At 35.0% G+C, this 17,165-nt stretch carries 16 protein-coding genes and 1 pseudogene; 7 read left to right on the top strand and 10 right to left on the bottom strand.

Annotated elements, in window-relative coordinates:
- Positions 1-152 precede the first annotated feature (152 nt).
- From RR409_RS02185 to RR409_RS02155, 7 genes are read right to left on the bottom strand one after another with little or no spacing between them, the layout of a single operon-like run.
- Positions 153-1,199 carry an ATP-grasp domain-containing protein gene (locus RR409_RS02185; RefSeq protein WP_332556080.1) on the bottom strand — a complete coding sequence of 349 codons (1,047 nt, stop codon included), beginning with the start codon at positions 1,197-1,199 and terminating at the stop codon, positions 153-155.
- Entirely contained in the window at positions 1,171-2,250 is a 1,080-nt protein-coding gene (locus RR409_RS02180) for a DegT/DnrJ/EryC1/StrS family aminotransferase (RefSeq protein ID WP_332556079.1), read from the bottom strand. The genes RR409_RS02185 and RR409_RS02180 overlap by 29 nt, the downstream gene beginning before the upstream one ends.
- Positions 2,234-3,094, bottom strand: coding sequence for a UDP-3-O-acyl-N-acetylglucosamine deacetylase (locus RR409_RS02175; RefSeq protein WP_332556078.1), 861 nt, complete (start codon positions 3,092-3,094; stop codon positions 2,234-2,236). Before RR409_RS02175 ends, RR409_RS02180 begins: the two co-directional genes overlap by 17 nt.
- A gap of 7 nt (positions 3,095-3,101) precedes the next feature.
- Positions 3,102-4,076 carry a glycosyltransferase gene (locus tag RR409_RS02170; RefSeq protein ID WP_332556077.1) on the bottom strand — a complete coding sequence of 325 codons (975 nt, stop codon included), beginning with the start codon at positions 4,074-4,076 and terminating at the stop codon, positions 3,102-3,104.
- Between the two features lie 2 nt (positions 4,077-4,078).
- The gene (locus RR409_RS02165) at positions 4,079-4,768 is read right to left on the bottom strand and encodes a WbqC family protein (RefSeq protein WP_332556076.1); all 690 of its coding nucleotides are present in this window, start codon (positions 4,766-4,768) and stop codon (positions 4,079-4,081) included.
- A 17-nt stretch (positions 4,769-4,785) separates the two neighbouring features.
- Complete coding sequence (locus RR409_RS02160) at positions 4,786-5,772, bottom strand: GNAT family N-acetyltransferase (RefSeq protein WP_332556075.1); 987 nt, start codon at positions 5,770-5,772, stop codon at positions 4,786-4,788.
- 42 nt (positions 5,773-5,814) lie between these two features.
- The gene (locus tag RR409_RS02155; RefSeq protein WP_332556074.1) at positions 5,815-6,777 is read right to left on the bottom strand and encodes a Gfo/Idh/MocA family oxidoreductase; all 963 of its coding nucleotides are present in this window, start codon (positions 6,775-6,777) and stop codon (positions 5,815-5,817) included.
- A 133-nt stretch (positions 6,778-6,910) separates the two neighbouring features.
- On the opposite strand from RR409_RS02155, the gene RR409_RS02150 reads away from it, so the two are divergent.
- Positions 6,911-7,084, top strand: a complete 174-nt coding sequence (locus RR409_RS02150; RefSeq protein WP_332556205.1) for a DUF2922 domain-containing protein — start codon at positions 6,911-6,913, stop codon at positions 7,082-7,084.
- A 299-nt stretch (positions 7,085-7,383) separates the two neighbouring features.
- Here RR409_RS02150 and RR409_RS02145 read toward each other — a convergent pair whose 3' ends face one another.
- Entirely contained in the window at positions 7,384-7,500 is a 117-nt protein-coding gene (locus RR409_RS02145) for a transposase (protein WP_332556073.1), read from the bottom strand.
- Positions 7,501-7,837: 337 nt separating this feature from the next.
- Positions 7,838-9,511: a M20/M25/M40 family metallo-hydrolase gene (locus tag RR409_RS02140; RefSeq protein WP_332556072.1), complete on the bottom strand. Its 1,674-nt coding sequence runs from the start codon at positions 9,509-9,511 to the stop codon at positions 7,838-7,840.
- 660 nt (positions 9,512-10,171) lie between these two features.
- Between RR409_RS02140 and RR409_RS02135 the strand changes: the two genes are divergently transcribed.
- The 6 genes and pseudogenes from RR409_RS02135 to RR409_RS02110 all read left to right on the top strand — a co-directional run bounded on the left by RR409_RS02135 (position 10,172) and on the right by RR409_RS02110 (position 15,324).
- Positions 10,172-12,154: a molybdopterin-dependent oxidoreductase gene (locus tag RR409_RS02135; RefSeq protein ID WP_332556071.1), complete on the top strand. Its 1,983-nt coding sequence runs from the start codon at positions 10,172-10,174 to the stop codon at positions 12,152-12,154.
- Between the two features lie 405 nt (positions 12,155-12,559).
- Positions 12,560-13,408 carry an MBL fold metallo-hydrolase gene (locus RR409_RS02130; RefSeq protein ID WP_332556070.1) on the top strand — a complete coding sequence of 283 codons (849 nt, stop codon included), beginning with the start codon at positions 12,560-12,562 and terminating at the stop codon, positions 13,406-13,408.
- A 137-nt stretch (positions 13,409-13,545) separates the two neighbouring features.
- On the top strand, positions 13,546-13,956 hold the full coding sequence (locus RR409_RS02125; RefSeq protein ID WP_332556069.1) for a peptide deformylase: 411 nt from the start codon (positions 13,546-13,548) through the stop codon (positions 13,954-13,956).
- Between the two features lie 181 nt (positions 13,957-14,137).
- The gene (locus tag RR409_RS02120; protein WP_332556068.1) at positions 14,138-14,398 is read left to right on the top strand and encodes a hypothetical protein; all 261 of its coding nucleotides are present in this window, start codon (positions 14,138-14,140) and stop codon (positions 14,396-14,398) included.
- A 596-nt stretch (positions 14,399-14,994) separates the two neighbouring features.
- Positions 14,995-15,156, top strand: a pseudogene (locus tag RR409_RS02115) (DUF1062 domain-containing protein); the annotation flags it as partial.
- A gap of 39 nt (positions 15,157-15,195) precedes the next feature.
- The gene (locus RR409_RS02110; RefSeq protein ID WP_332556067.1) at positions 15,196-15,324 is read left to right on the top strand and encodes a hypothetical protein; all 129 of its coding nucleotides are present in this window, start codon (positions 15,196-15,198) and stop codon (positions 15,322-15,324) included.
- 457 nt (positions 15,325-15,781) lie between these two features.
- Here the strand turns inward: RR409_RS02110 and RR409_RS02105 are convergent, their stop codons facing one another.
- Positions 15,782-16,441 carry an elongation factor G-binding protein gene (locus RR409_RS02105; RefSeq protein WP_332556066.1) on the bottom strand — a complete coding sequence of 220 codons (660 nt, stop codon included), beginning with the start codon at positions 16,439-16,441 and terminating at the stop codon, positions 15,782-15,784.
- Between the last annotated feature and the right edge of the window lie 724 nt (positions 16,442-17,165).

Here is a 17,165-nt window from a genome sequence, read left to right as displayed (position 1 = left end):
TTCAACAACTGACAACCATTTTAGGACACTGGATCTAAACCAAAAATCGAGCAGTTTGACTAATAGTCACTGCTGCTAGATTCTATAAATAAAAAAACCACCACCAATTAATTAGTGGTGGTTTTCAATAATTTTCACGTAAATATTTATATCTAATTAGGCCTGGCTGTAGAAAGGGAGTTAAGCTTATCTAATGGGAAGTAATAATCCATGTATTGCCTCAATACAAGGCCAGTTGCTGGGCTGCCGGGTATTACCTCCTGGCAAAGCACTTCTGAGCGTATTAAGCTTTCCGGCTCATTTATTCCAAATAGTAACCGCATGCCTGTAGAACTGCTGAATCTGGGATTTATTTCAAAAATTACTGGCTTGCAATCTTTAAGGCGCAATTGAATATTTATAGCCCCATAGGCTCCCAGTGTACTTGCAACCATAGCACAATAATCTGCAATGTGGTGATAATCATCAGAAACTGCAGCAATAGAAACTCCTTCCAGCAAATACCTCCTTAAAGCGATTTTGGAAATCACCTCTCCCTGTTGATTTATGCAAATCCCTACGGTAAACTCTTGCTCCTCATCTGTAAGGTATTCCTGTATAAGTAGGCTTTTCTTATCCTTTATATTTTCAAGCAGCACCTGCTCATCCTTAACTAAAACAACACCTACTGAGCCACGTCCAAAACGCGGCTTCACTATCAAGGGAAACCCAGTACTTTCAATAAATGAGGAGAGCATACCAGCATCTTCAGGATACCTGATACTTGCAGGAATTTGAAAACCGCAGCGTGATAAATGGCACATGGTGAGCCACTTATCGGTGCAAAGATCTATCACTTCAGGAGAATTTACAAACACCTTTGTTCCTGTAGCTCTTTCAAGGGATTCTCTATTTCTTGAATAAAAGGGAAGTTCCGCTGTGGAGCCGATAAATATTCCTTTAATCTGATAATTTATACAAAGATCTTTAATAAACATATAATAGCTTTCTTCAGCTGCTACCTTGGGAGCGATAAAGCTTTTGTGGGCAACAAATAAACCTAGGGAATATGGGTTAGAGTCAATTGCTATTGTTTCAACAGGAAGCACCGATTCTTTCAGTGACCTGATAATACCTAGTCCGTATACGGAACCTGCACCTGTAACCAATACACTAAGAGTACCATTGATTTCATTCATATCTTTGCAAGCTGCTGACAATGTAATCAACCTCCTGTTCTGTTAATCCAGGGTGAACAGGTATTGAAACTACCCTTTCAGCAGCTATTCGGGCATTTGTGAAAGATCCCAAGATTTCTCCCTGCTGATACAGGGGCTGGTCAGGGATAGCTGTGGGATAATGGATACCATAGCCAATACCCTGTGTTTCCAGAAATTCTATGAAATCCCTGCGATTGTTCACCCCAAGGGTAAATTGGTGATATACATGCTCAAAACCCGGTAAGCATACGGGCTTAGTAAAAGCGGTGTTGGTTATCTCCCTTAAATATCGTGCTGCAATAGCTTTGCGACTTTCATTGAAGTAAGGCAGCTTGCGCAACTGTTCTATGCCGATTGCTGCATGGATATTGGTCATCCTGTAATTGTAGCCAAGTGCATCATGACGGTATTTGGCTATCTGTCCATGGTTTATGAAACTCCTGGCCTTATCAGCCAGCTCTTTGTCATCGGTCACAACCATGCCCCCTTCTCCGCAGGTCATGTTTTTTGTAGGATAAAAGCTAAAAACCCCACAGTGCCCAAAGGTTCCGACTTTCTTACTATTGATGGATGCACCGTGAGCTTGTGCACAATCCTCTATCACTGGCAGCTTGTATTCATTGGCTATTGCCATTATCTCTGTCATAGGAGCTGGATAGCCGTAAAGATGAACTACTAGGATTGCTTTTGCATCAGGATGTCTTTTCATGGTATCTTGCAGCTCTTGAGGCGACATGTTGTAATCCTCCAGATTAATGTCACAAAACACAGGAACAGCTTGCGCATAAAGTATGGCATTTGAAGTTGCAATAAATGAGAAAGGTGTGGTTATAACTTTGTCCCCAGGTTTAATACCTAAAGACAGCAGTGCCACATGAAGGGCAGAGGTGCCTGAAGAGGTGGCGATGCTGTGCTTGCTGCCCTGGAATAGGGCAAAGTCCCGTTCAAACATTTCCACATATTCTCCCTGGGCTAGCTTTCCACTGGAAAGAACTTCATTCACAAGTATTTTTTCCTCTATACCAAGCATAGGTTTAGCTAAAGCGATCATCACTACACTCCTCATAAATATTTTTGCACAACTCTAGATTTAACCGGTGACCGGATCTGAAGCCTATCACATGTCCCTGTACCTTTTTCCCAAGTAGGCCAAGGTCTCCGAGAAGGTCAAGCACTTTATGTCGGGCAGGTTCATTGGGCCATTTCCAAGACCTGTACTCAGCCCCGGATTTCACAACCAATACATTTGAGCTGACTTTCCCAGTGAGGTTTACAACCTCTTCAACCTCTGACTCAATTATATAAGAACGGGCATCTGCCAGCTCTTTAGCAAAGGTTTCGGGAGTTATGTCCATTTCAGCTACTTGAGTTAGTTGCGGCAGATTGGGATAGTCGATCACATAGGTTAGTTTAAATCCATGGTAGGGAAGAGCTATCAGGAACTTTTCATATTCCATATCCCCTAAGCTTTCACGTTGATATACAATAATGGGCTTAAGTATTTTTATCATTTCCTTCTTGGCATTTTGTTCCACTATCCCAGCTCCCGTGAGCGCTTCTTTGAACTTTTTACTGCTGTAATCCTCTGTTACTGGCAGGCTGGCCTGTTCCAGCTCAATAAATACGTTGTCTAGTCCTAATCCTGATAAGGCTGCTAAGGCATGCTCCGTGTGTTCAATGCGAACAGCTCCATCAACAAGAGAAGTCCATCTGTATTCAACCTTTGCTTTTTCAAATGAGCATTTTACTTTAGGGCAGCCTGGCAGGTCATTACGGATAAATATTATACCAGTACTCGGCGGGGCTGGATAAAAAGTTACCTTTGCATCAGTTTCTCCAGCAATGCTAGTACCAATTAAAGAAACTTTTTGTTTAATAGTTTTCTGATTATCCATTTCAATTTCATTTCCTTTCAACTAAACTGCAGAAATCAAGAATTTGTCTGGCCCGTTCCTTATAAGTATGTTTTAAATAAACCGACCGCTGACCATTGCGGGCTATTTCTTGCCGTGCTGCGGTATTTTTAAGAAAATAATTTACCAGGTGAACTGTATCCTCTGGGGAAGAGGCACACGACAGGTGAACATTATTTATAAACAGCTTGGTGACAGATTGTGTTGATACCGTAAGCAAAAAACCCCCCGAACCCAGTACCTCAAAAGTCCGAGATGTTAACATGTCATGATCATTTTGCAAACCTAATATAATTCTGGCTGAATTATATACTTTATTTGTTTCCTCATAAGGTAGTTCACCTTTAAGCATATGCGTTGGGATCTTAAAACCCATTAGTTCCTCATTAAAACGGTCCCATCGCTTACCCCAAATAGCAATGTTATATCCTCTTTCCACCAAAGGCTTAAGTAATATCTGAACGCTATTCTTACGATATGACTTCCACTCTCTTCCACCATTTCCGATTAAAACCACATCATAATCGTATTTACTGATTGGAGGTTCACTCTTATTGAACTCCGGATTGCAACCAAAATCCAGATGCCCGGAGGGAAGCCCAAGCTCTCTGTATTTATTTACACTACCAGGATGTATGGTCATAATTGCATTAGGTTTAAAGGTTTCAATACACCTGAAGGAACACTTTTCCGTCCATCTTGGATCTTCAGTTGCCCAATACACATGTTTCACCTTATATTTAGAAGCTCTTTTCGTAAGCTCCTCTATATGCTCACGGCTATACCTGCGGTAAGCCCATCCCGTGGTTATCATAATATCAGGCCTAAAGTTGTCAATTGCGTCTGTTATAGAACTTCTACTTAAATCCCTCAGGACAAAAACAGGGCAGTTCAATTCTTTAAAGCCCTGGGGCAGTCCAAGAGTATATTTAGAACTATGTGCAAAAAACAGTATTCTTTTCATACTTACACCTCTTTCAACAAAAGCTTGCGTGTGCCTTTTGTCCCACAATTAAATAACATATCAACTATAGACAAATTGGGTATAAAATTGCCCCAAAGCTGCGGATATGCTATAGGCTCATAATTTAAATACTCCAATTTAATACCTTGTTTTTCAAAAATCTCTGGTTGATTATATGCCTTTCCTCCAATACCGGACAGGTAACTGTCAGCAGAGAAGTGGCTGCAGATTGCAGCTATCAGTTCATTTTTTCGAAGCTCAGAAAATTGAGGTAAATCTGATAAAAACACAAGCTTAGTTTTAAGTCCCAGCAGGTGATGTACCAGCTTGATGAAAGCTATGTTGGTATCTACAAGATATCCGGTATCTTGCAATACCTGCTCCATCATGGGGAAAACTTCTTTGAAATGAGGTGCCTTTGCGTAGTTTACTTGGAGTGCCATAAGATGATGCCTTTTCCAACCCGGTATCATAGTTACTTCATTAAACCGCTGCAAGCCCATGCCTTTGCGTTTTACCGGCACAGTTAGTAGCTGAGTCCCTTGGGAAGTCTTGATAAGATTCCTATTATCTAGTGAACTGCCTGTTTGAAACTGAGCAGTATCTAAAATAAAAAAAATATCACACTGTGCCATCTTAACAAAATATCCCGGCCAGGGAATATAATTCGGTTGATGACCTGCTAATTTCATTGCCTCACTCCTTTAAATTATTTGCTATTGTTTACTTCATACAAATAGCATTCCCGCAATACCCCATGCCCTCCATAGCCTTCTTTGAAACGGAACAGCCCTGTATTGACTCTACTTCCTTTTACCTCAGTGGAAATACCCCAATCTAAGTATGAAAAGCCGTTTTTTAGTCCCCATTCCATCATATGACCAAAAATAAGGTTTAAGGGCCGCTTATGCTGGAAACCATCGTGGTGGGCAATATAAAAACAGTTTATAACTCTATCGTTCAGTAAAAATGCTAAAACACCCGCTGCAGGAGTTACTCCTTCATATGCTGCAAAGAGTTTTATCCTGTGTGGATAAAGGGTTTTTAGATGTTTGATTTCATCTAATGTATGTGCAGGCTTTGCATTATGACTATGTTTAAGTTTATTTTCCAGAATAGGCCAAAAACCATTTATATCCGCATCCTCCACCACTGATAATCCGCTTTTCAATGCCTTTTGATAGTTTCGAAAAGCTGTGTCACTCATTACCAGCTTTACAAAGGGCTCCTCATCTTTTTTTAGCTCAAGCACTGTGGCCAGCTCTGTATACTCAATCCTAAACCCAGAAAACCTTAAAGCAAAGTCAAGTTGGTCCGAAAGCTCATTATGGTAAACCTTCGGAACAGGTTTTAGCCGTATATAGTGAAAACCAGCCATGGCACAATATTCAATAAGGGCACTTACTAACTCCAGGGATTTTTTAGTGCTTAAACTGGACTTTATTATCAGCCCTCCATGGGAAGCGCCGGGGTGGGAAACCAGGATGCGTTTATCCTCTTGTTGTACTACGGCAGCAGGAAGAACAGCAATGATTCTCTTATCCTCCATAAATATCAGGGAATGATCTGAAAACCTGTCTGAAGGATGATAACCCAGGAATCTTCTCTCCTGCATAAAAGTGCCGTTAACTGAGGAACTCACAAATCCCTCCCATTCATTCTCAAGTTCTTTTGAATAGTTCTTTACAATTAACATAATTTCACCACACTTTCCTGATTATAATGCTTGCCGTCTCCATCAAAAGATGTTGATTTTCTCTCCACCTTTTGCGAGAGATTCTGAAATACAATCAATTATTTTTGCCACAAATTCTATATTTTCTCTGCCGCTAAGAGGCTCCTTGTGTTCTCTAATGCATTCCATAAAATGAAGACACTCCTGTGTCAGAGGTTCCAACTTCTCTTCCACTGACAAAAAATGCTCCTGCTCTCCGTTATGGAAGATTTGGATTTTTCTATCGGCAGTCTGTGCATCGTCAAATACTAATTTTGTTTTCGATGTAACCAGTGTCATTTTCCTGGTTTTCTCCCTATGAATGAAGCTAGCAAATATAGAAGCCATTTTACCATTGGGGAAACCCATCAGTATATTGATAACATTGTTATAAGGACTTTGAATATATTTTTCACCATGGGCAATTACCCAGATAGGGTCCATACCTATGAGGTGGCGGGAAAGATAAATATCATGAACTGCCAGATCATAAAGAACATCTACTTTTGGAGCCTGAGAAGTGGAACTGGTTCTGCACATGTTGAAGAAACATTGATCATCAATAATATGTTTTTCTTCCAGAAGCCCCTTTATCTTTTTCACAGCAGGATGGTAAATCAATGTATGGCCGGCCATCAATACGGTATTTTGAGCAGCAGCCAATTCAATTAGATCATCACTGTCTTTCCTGTTAATTGTCACGGGCTTTTCTACGAGAACAGCTTTGCCTTTGCTTATTGCTTCCTTCGCCAGTATGTAATGACTTTCAGGTGTTGTGGCTATAATAACCCCCTGTACCTCACTGTCATTCAATATATCTGCTTTATTTTCAGTGAACCTGGTATGAGGGTAAACAGGTGCTGCCTGATTTAGCTTTTCATAGTCTAGGTCGCAGGCCCACTTCAATTCACAGCCCTCTATTGCATTTACAGTTTTTAGATAATTTTTTCCCCATTTTCCACAGCCTATCAAAGCAAGCTTCATCATTGCAATCACCTCTCATTACATACTAATTATATGCCGGAGCACCATGTATTAGTGTATTCACCACTCATAAAAAATGTTACTTGCATTGAGGATCCTCATTGCGTAAAGCGAAAAAAATAAAAGGGGCTAATAACTGAACGCAGAAGGTTCAAGAGCAAGCATTACACTTCCAGGCTTAAGAGACAACATAACCGAAGCAGAGGTTTCAGCAGCTATGGATGTGGTTATAGCATCTAGTGGAGATTTGAAATCAAATCATTCAGCTCAGATTACTGAGAGGAATATTACTGATCTTGCGGTGAGATAATAAAATTAGGGGCTATGTTGTAAGATGATTTTGAGTTCATCTTTCAGCATAGCCCCTTTGTTTTGCTTTTGGACTGTTTTCTTATTAGTTGTGATACTGTTCACAGTAATTAATCCTAAATAAGATTACTCCATAAGTCCCCAGGTTGTTGACACTTTTGTATACTTTTAAATATATTTTTCTGCTCAGTTGAAATAATATCTGCTAATGTTGATCTGGATGACAGGACTCGAACCTGCGGCCTCATGGTCCGGAACCAAGAGGAGCATTTATAGTTGAAATAGTAAGCTTTGGTGGAGTTATTTCCTATGTATACCTAACTCCTTAGACATTAAGCTAGTAGTTGTTTCACCTGATAATATTTTTGCAACTGTTTGTTCTTTAAATGATTTATCAAACTTTTTTCTTTCTCTCACACTGAATCCCTCCGTTTCTTCTTATTATATAGGGAATCTTCATGTCTATCAAACTGGGGGAAGGTTACTATTTTTGGCGGTAAGACATGATGATATCTATAGAGCTAATGTGCAGGAGAAGTTGAAGCAATTAGAAGTTACAGCGTTATTGAAAGAAGAAACAATATAGGAACAAAAAACATATTGTGACATCTATGGTAAAAACCTCACTTGCAACTGATACAGTGAACCATATCATAAATAAGAAATGCTTAGTGCCGATAACACTAAGCAAAATATTAGAGAATTTATTTGTTTTAAACAATAAACAAATTCATTATTTAAAAGAACTTTTAACCTAGCTTTTATCCCATTCTAGTAAAGTTGAAATAGCATAATGTAAAAGTTCCGGAGTCCTATGAAATAAGTCCTCCTTTAAAACCCTTTCTGTGAGCTTATGGAATTCTTTGCCCCAGGGTCCTATGTTTATACAAGGCATTGATAGATCTTCAATGTCTTGAAGTGGAATGGAGTAAAGTGAACCAAACAGTGGCATGCTTCCCTGAAGAGTTTCTGATATAACCTTGGAGTTATTGATAGATGTATAGCTTAAATCAGAAATACCGGTGAAAAAATACTCACTAGAGTAGCCTTGATTAAAGTGTTTTAATGAATAATCCATAATACAATTAGAAAGATTTTTGGCTTTAGGATTAATATCCTTAATATACATATTTGATACATTAGGATAATAAGGAGGTGCCAGACCTATAACAATTCGTGGAGATAAATCATTAATAAAATCATAAACCGCTTCCACTAGAAAGAAATTACTTTCGATAATGGAAAGCTCACTGCTTTCAACCTTTAACTTTATGGTTTGAAGAACTTCCTCATACTTAGTTTTAAAGGTATCACCATAATCAGCGTAAGCGTCATCATAAAGCTCTTTAAAAGTTACTACTTTAGCTTTCCATGGCAAAGGTTCAAAGGGTTTGTTCATTCTTTCCTTGAAGATCTTGTATTTTCCATTCATGTCCATAATTACTTCGTCAAAAGCCTGATAGCAAATTCTGCGGATGGTTTCTAGCATGGAAGTAGGATCTCTGTTCAAGGTAAGAATACTTAAACATCCTCCTACACTTGGTGGTAACGACACATCATATTGATATTTTCTTTCCTTAAAATAAAGCCAGGTAGGTGGAGGAGAAGCCTCATCACCAATGAAATCAGAAAGTTCTAAATTAAGCTCTGTTCTGCGGACTATTTCGGATAAAAGAGATACAGGATTGAAGCCTTCAAAAACTTTTCCTACATGGGATAAAAACCCCCTAACATAGAAAAATGGCATCATCTTTCCAACGGAGCCTTCTGAAAGTACTCCAACTTCTTTATTTACTCTTTGATGTGGTTCAGAATTTATCATCATTAAATAATTAAGCTCATATTTTTCTTTTAATTCCTTTAATAATAAAACCGCACTGAGCATTCCTGCAGAAAGATTTTCCTCATCTGGTACAGAAATAAGCAAAGCATTGCCACAAAAATTTTCTAGCTGTGAATATCTTTTTATAAGTGCAAGTTGAATAGAGCCACCACCCTTCATATCTGCTGTGCCACGACCAAAAATGTAATCTCCACTTTCAAGATCATTTCTTGCTTCAGGTTGCAAATCCTCCACTAATTTCATTAGTTCTATTTCTAGTTCTTTTGGTGAATAAGCGTAAGGCTTAAGGGTTTTAAAATCTTCAATACTAACTACATCATTATGATGTATGAGAACCACGGTGTCATTTCCTTTCCCTTTTACAAGGCCCCAGCAAACGGACCTCTCAAGTGTATCATCCTTGATTTTATATGTGCCAAAAAAATCAGGATTATTTTTAAAATAATCTATACTGCCAAAGAAATTCATTAAAAAAAGTTCTATGTCCCGTTCTAATTCTGTGAAAGTATCGCTTCTAACTTTAATATAGGGATAAAAAATAGCTTCAATTTCCTTATCAATTTTATCTAAAACAGAATTTTTCATATCCTTGTCCACCTTCCTTAGGATAATTAATATTATAGTTCGATTGTAGCTGTTTCATAAAAAGTTATGTATGCAATGTGTAAATACATGAATTTTGCATACTTCTATTGTTGAAGCATTATTATAATGTAACTTCTATTAAAGAGAATACAAAACAGAACTAGATAGTTTATAGTTTTTTAATTACTATTTATTTATAAATAGTATGACTAATTATTATCTTGGTTATTGCGAAAATTAAATTATTATACTCCTCAAAATGGTAATAATATTTGCATACTAGTTCAAAAAATGTAAAATTATTGCTATGATATAAAGTATCAATATAGTATATTCAACCTGCTGAAACATATTATCATAAAATTATGAAGATGATAGATTCAAAGAAGATGCATGCATATAATTCTTTATTTCACCATAACAAATAAAAGAATTACAGTGGTTTGTAGTAATCCCACTGTTTAATGACATTTTGAAAGCTTCAAGTCTCTAGGTTTCTATAAGTAGAAGCCCTTCAGTCTAGGAAAATTTCTTTGTGTAACAAAATTCTTTTGTTCACAAAGATACTTTGTTCGGTGTAAATCTGCGTCTTGAGCTTTTGGACATAATCAGATTGTCACCACTGTAATATTGCGAAAAGCAACAATGGAGGTGTAATAGATGGAAGAGAAAAAAGTGAATTTTGGTTGTTCTCTAGATTGTTTTGGAAATTGCTCTTTGGTGGCAACAGTAGAAAATGGCAAAGTAATAAAAATAGAAGGAAATAAGAATCATCCTCTAACACAAGGTGTATTTTGTATAAAGGGAAAAAAGCATTTAGAAAGAGTATATCATCATGATAGAATATTAAGCCCAAAAAGAAAAGAAAATGGTAAATGGGTGGATATAAGCTATGAGGAAGCTTTGGGTGAAATTTCAAGAAAGCTCCTTTCTTACAAAAAAGAATACGGCTCTGAATCTGTGCTTTTGTTTTCAAGTGGTGGATATAATGGACTCAGTAAGTCTGTAGATGACATGTTTTTTAATTACTATGGTGGAGTAACAAAAGCTATAGGTAGTCTGTGCTTAGGGGCAGGTAAGGAAGCACAAAAAATAGATTTTGGCGCAAATAAGGAGCATGATCCTAAAGATGTACTAAATTCTAAGACAATTTTTGTATGGGGTAGAAATCCTGCAGATACAAATATTCATCTAATGAAGTATTTAATAGAGGCAAAAGATAAGGGCGCACAAATTTATGTAGTTGATCCAATAAAAACAAATACAGCTAAAGCAGCCTCAAAATATATAAGATTAAACCCAGGGACTGATGGTGCCTTAGCTTTTGGGATAGCAAATTACCTTATTAACAATGCGTTAATTGATGAAGAATTTATAAATAAAAATGTTAAGGGTTATGAAGAATATAAGGAATATGCTAAGAGCTTTAACCTAGATTATGTTATGAAGATCACAGGAGTAGATAAAGAAGTTATCATTGAACTGGCTAAAGCTTATGGTGAAAATACACCTTCGTCTATTTATATTGGTTATGGCCTACAAAGATATAGAAATGGTGGTAATAATGTAAGAGCCATAGATTCCTTAGGTGCCATCACAGGTAATATAGGTAAAAGTGGAGGGGGAGTCAATTACTATCACAAAACTATTAGTAAATATGTGTTTAGCGAAGTAGATAAAAGTGAAGAGCTCCCAATGAAAAAGAGAAATTATATTGTAGGTCAACTTGGGGATTTTATATTAAATACTGATAATCCTCCAGTGAAGTGCATGTTTATAAACAAAGGAAACCCCATGGTTCAAGTAGGGGATATAAACAAAACCATAGAAGCCTTTAAAAAGGTAGACTTTATCGTTGCAATAGACTTGTTTATGACAGATTCAGCAAAATATGCAGACTTAATATTACCTGCAACTAGTACGCTTGAAGAAGAAGATTTTAATTATACAGGGATGTATTCACCTTATCTCAGTTATTCACAGAGGGTTATTGAACCTGTGAACAACATCCTAGGGGAATATGAGCTTTTTAGACTCCTTGCTAAAAAAATGGAGCTAAAAGATTATCCAGATATTGATAAGGAAACTTTCTTTAGAAGCGCAATGAAGCCGTTGATGGAAAAAGCAGAGGTGAGCTATGAGTATTTAAAAGAGAATTACCTTGCTCTAGAGGGTGAAGAAATACCTTGGCAAGATGGAATATTTGATACACCTTCAGGTAAATATGAGCTTTACTCTGAAACTGCTAAAAATCAGGGATTAAGCCCAATACCAAAATATATACCTGTAAGGGAAAAGGATGATAGTTATTCACTAAGATTATTAACTCCTCATCCTAAAAATTCACTTCACTCACAGCATTTTGCCTTTGATGATAATAAACCAATAGCTTATATAAATGGAAATACCTTAAAGCAGGAAGGGTTTGAAAATAAACAATTAGTAAAAATACAGTCAAGCCGTGGTGAAATTGAAGTACAGCTTGCTGTAAGTGACATTGTAGGGGAAAATATAATTATGATGTATGAAGGTATTTGGCATAAAAGTGGTTCTGTAAATATGTTAACAACTGATGAAGTAAGTGATATAGGAGACCAATCCGCATACTATGAGAGTTTTTGCAGGTTAGAAAGTATAGGTTAGTAGCGGAGGTAAGTTCAATCGACTACCAAGTTTAAGTAGAACATATTAGTAAGCTGTAGAAGAAAAGTTGAAGAAATTATTATTTTTAAAAATGCTAACTGATGGAACAAAGAGATAGGGCAATTTACAATAATGCAGGATGAGCTGTATCATAAGTTAATGAGGTTTTTAATTAAATGCATTGGTATGACTTGATTAAGGGATTTTTATATTTTAAAATACCGTATCATAAGTAATGGAAAATTATCAAAATATGTTAAAATAAAAGAGAAAAATAACTTTCAAGTGATAGACAAATAGTAATTTGCCATTGATGTGCCAACTGGGTGTTGGACTAGATATGCTAATTTTATATATGATACAGTACGATTTCTAAAAAAGATAACTGAAAAAGAGGTATAAATTATGAGATTTATTATTACAGGTTCAGGTGGTTGTACCTGTACCCCTAAGCCATTATGTCAATGTAACATATGTGTAGAAGCAAGAGAAAAGGGATTTCCATACAAAAGGTGTGGTTGTAGTTTGTACATAGAAGATATTGCACTTTTAATTGATACTCCTGAAGATATAGCTATTGCTATAAACAATGCAGACCTTAAAGAAGTAAATCATATTATGTATAGTCATTGGGATCCTGACCATACACTTGGAATGAGAATAATGGAACAACTACGACTTGAATGGCTTGATTACTATGATAAAATTACTCCCCAAAATCCAATTAATGTTCTTGCTCAAAAAGGTGTCATGGATGATATTAATGCAATAAGAAGTAAATATGGTCCTTTGCTTGATTTCTATGAACACATGGGGCTAATCACACGTTCTATTGTGGAGCATTCTATAAAATTAGGTGATATAAGCATTACATTAATTCCTGTACCAAAGGATAAGGCTACATCTGTTTTCGTTTTTGAGTCACAAGGAAAAAAGGTTGTATATGCACCTTGCGACTGTGTTCCATTCCCAGAGGACGATAAAATAAAAAATGCCGATTTGTTAATTATAGGCCATACATTTATAGGAAATGTACTAAAGAACGGGAAAACAATAACTGATAATCATCCTCTCCACACTGTACTACATAGTTTTGAAAATGTCTTAAATATCGTAAAAGATATGCAAATAAAACGCGTGATTATTACACACATAGAGGAAGACTGGGGTAAGTCATATGATGACTATTTAGAACTGGAAAAACAATATGATTTCTTAAAGTTTGCATTTGATGGAATGATTATTGATTTATAAAAATCAAGTCTAAGTTAAATAGTAAATTTTAAGGGAAAGGAGAAAGTAGTATACAGTTTAAAATGTGTAACAAGTGATAAGTTTAATGTTTTCAATGCCTGCATACTTGTTATACAATCTGATACTAAAAATAAATTATGATAAAACCAATTATAAAAGATATATTGTTTTTAGGACAAAAATCAGAAGATGCAACTAAAAATGATATAGTAGTGATTGATGATTTAATAGATACATTAAGAGCAAACTTTGAGAATTGTGTTGGATTGGCTGGTAATATGATTGGAGTGAAAAAGCGTATATTAGTATTTGCTGTAGGCAACCTTATTGTGCCTATGATAAATCCAGTTGTATTAAATAAAGAAAAGATTTATGAAACTGAAGAGAGTTGTTTATCTTTAATTGGCTTTAGAAAAACAAAGAGATATGAAAAGATAGAAGTGGAGTATCTTGATAGAAATTTTAAGAAGCAAAAGCAAGTGTTTACTGGATTTACAGCACAAATAATTCAACATGAAATGGATCATTTTGAAGGTATAATAATTTAATTAAATAATTAAAATATGACGTAATTATTAGCCTAGGGTCATTGAGAATCATGTGAGTTTGATAAGTGAGGTTTTCCTCAGATCATAAATTAATAATGATTAGGGATACTGTTATTTAGAAACATAGTATATACTTGATTTGAAGAGAAATAGGTATTTAAAAAGAAAGAGAGCAAAAAAAATGGAAAAGTTTTTTAAAGCAATAGAGGAAAAGATAAGAAAGTCAGGATATCCTGGAGAAGTCAGTGGCGAAGAAATCTACGCTGAAATAAGTGATGAGGCCGAGGATCAAGAAGAAGGAAGTTACTTATTCATGAAGAAGCAAAATGATGATACCATGTTCGAATACAGAGTGGATATTTTAGAGGACAATATTAATTTAGCAACCCTCACCATACATACACCAGAGAGAAAGTACTTTATTGATTTTGATGCTGAATAGATAGACCTATTGAGGATGAATTAAAATTAATATTTTATTCTAGAGTGAAGCACTAGTCTTTGGCGGATGGGTGCTTTTTCTCTTTGCCATTAAGTTCTATATGAATACCAAGAAATTTAATCTTAATAATTAACTTAGAAATAAAAAGATTATGTTTCAAAACCCCCGTAGCCATCTACTACGGATTTCAAAATATTACTTTAGAATTATATCATAATTATATAGGATTTATACAGAAGAATAAAATGGAAAAACCTCATTTAGAGATGATACGGAGAGCTGTATCATAAGTGAATGCAGTTTATAGCCTTAGCCATTAATATTAATTGGCTAAGGTTGTTTTTGTGCATGAAAAAAACTTTACACAAGCAATGTATCGTTCACAAAACATGGCATAATAGGAAATATAAGCAACTTGAGTGAAACACAAATAGTAATTTGTAGATGATAATTTATGAAGAGCTTAGTTAGCCTAAGAGTAAATCAATTTGGAATATGACTATATACGAAAGAATAAAGCCTCATAGTATTATAGTAAGTATGAGTATGATAAGTTTCTTTCAAAGGATAGTGAATTAGCCAGAGAATATGCCTTTAATTTAAGTATATATAGTAAAAATAAAGTGAAAGTTGTTCAGGATAATATAAATTATAGGTTAATCCAAAGAAAATCAGAAGCATATTACATAAAGGAAAATGAACTTGTTATTGAACTCATTTGCAAGTATCCAATAGAATTGAGGGTAGATAGGCTTTAAAGTGATATACTTGAAATTTCAAGGAGCAAAATAAAAGATATGTATAAAGAAGGAGTAATATTTATTAATGGTGATAAAAAATCATTAAATATGAAAGCAAGACACGGAATGGAGATACATGTTATAAAGTCTGCAGACAATAAGAATGTTTTAGAGGCAATAGTATAAGCCTCTATTCCATTAAAAATAAGCAATTGTTGAAATTATGTGGAAGGAATGTACACACAATCTCTTTCAGAAAAGTATTACTTATCACGGAAAACTATACAAAGAATTACTTCTACAAAGAGAAAATGCCATAATACAGAATGTGCTACCTAATTTGTTTAGGTAGCACATTTTTATTTATGAATTAAGTATTAGGCCCAGTTATAGTTTAGACAATACAGCTATCGACACTAGAGTAAGTACTGTTGAATGTGGTAATAAGAAATATAAAAGAAGTCCAGAAGAGGTAAATAGTACTTACCAGCTATTATCAGTATATCCAGCATATAACGGTTTAACGTTCTTAAATAGAGAACCCCCTAAAGCACTATATTGGGTGCATTAGGCTGTTATTTATTATATTTTATTTCCCTATTTTTCAATTGTTAATAGGGAGTTAAGTGTACATGTGCAGCTATCACTTTATATTGTTAACTTCCTTTAAAATGCTCTCAAGTTTTTCGATAGACACGATTCGGTCATTACACTTCTCGCTATCTAAACATATATCAAAGGCTATTGACTTATAGGAACCTTCCCCAGCATTAGATGTTTTGCAGATAGGTGAAACAAAAGCTACTTCATTTTCGCCGCCTACATGATTACAAAGGGTACATCTATTGGTGTTATTGGAAGTATACTTTAGAGTTCTACATGACATACCTATAAGTTTACCATTCATATTATAAGCCACAAATAATTTATTGATGGAATCATCTACCCAACCTAAATATACATTCTTTGAATCCTGTGAATTTAAGCTTGATAATTTTAACTTCTTTTCCTTTTTAAACAATTTAATAATTTGCGCATTCGTAATGTTTGGCATTCCATATACATATTCATCTAGCTCAGCTAAATATTTATTAATATGAAGTGGATTTTTTATTTTACTAATATCAAGTAGAGCTCTTTCATCTTCGGATAAATTTGAAAAAATATTTAATATGTTTCCGTGGATGTATGCTTTAGTAGCTTCAATAATATTAATATCTACGCAACCTTTGAAAGCATTATTTAAATCATTTAAACGCTTTTTTATATAATTATATTCATGCTTCTTTATAAAAGCTTTCATAAAATCTAGCACCTCTTTTCTAAAACATTTATTTTTATTAATCATGTGAGTGAAAATGATATTACTTTTAATTACACTTTATCATTAGCCTGGTAACAAAAGGATGAAAGGTATCACTCTAACTGAAAGTAATAACTATCATCCTAATTTTAAACGTAATACATATGATTAACAATTTAACTCTTGAATCTTGTATTAAACTAGAAATAATAACTTTCATAGGATAGCCACAATGAAATAATAACATGGTGACAAAGAAGCCTTCAATCTAATTAATGATTCTGTAATGATTATGAGCATAGAGATTTATTTTAATCTTTTACTTACTCTATACGCTTTTTTACTGTCAATACTCTTGAATTAGTCATTAATATCGGATTCAACAATATACTATTAAAAAGCCTACTATTTCTCAACTTAATAACAGGTCTTGTGTTTTAACCATATTTTGAAGTATAAGTCTCCTAGGCACTTTATGTTTAAGCAAGTTTAAGGGGGAGTCCTTTACAGTAAGCAAAACTATGGTGTAGCAAAAGGTGCTTTGTTCAAGTGAAATCTCCTTTGAAAAATGGTTGAACAAAATGAGCTTGTACATTATTTTATTGAGATCTTTATAATAATATTGTATAATATAAACGTTATTTTTAAATATAATTAAATGTTAGTATTTATGAAAGGGAAAATATTATGATTTGCAAAAATGACTTAGGATTAAAAACAACTC

This window comes from Clostridium sp. (genome assembly GCF_036642255.1).
Taxonomy (GTDB): Bacteria; Bacillota; Clostridia; order Clostridiales; family Clostridiaceae; genus Clostridium_J.
Note: the sequence above shows the minus strand (reverse complement) of the source record. Positions and strands in the feature narration are given on the sequence as shown.